The following is a 236-nucleotide window of genomic DNA, read 5'->3' as shown; positions in this document are numbered from 1 at the left end:
GTGCAGATCTGTTCCTAGGTGTATCTGGTCCAAACCTGTTGCCAGCGGAAGCGTTGAAGTTGATGGCTGATAAGCCAATCGTATTCGCATGTTCTAACCCGGATCCTGAAATCAAGCCGGAACTTGCTCACGCAGTTCGTGATGACTTGATCATGGGTACTGGCCGTAGTGATTATCCTAACCAAGTTAACAACGTATTGTGTTTCCCATTCATTTTCCGTGGTGCTCTTGATGTG

At 47.0% G+C, this 236-nt stretch carries 1 pseudogene; it reads left to right on the top strand.

Features of this window, described 5'->3' with window-relative positions:
• Nucleotides 1–236 (top strand): annotated as a pseudogene (locus tag O4H47_RS18070) (NADP-dependent malic enzyme); the annotation flags it as partial.

This window comes from Maritalea porphyrae (genome assembly GCF_027213965.1).
Lineage (GTDB): Bacteria > Pseudomonadota > Alphaproteobacteria > Rhizobiales > Devosiaceae > Maritalea > Maritalea porphyrae_A.
This window is presented reverse-complemented; position numbering and strand designations above follow the sequence as displayed.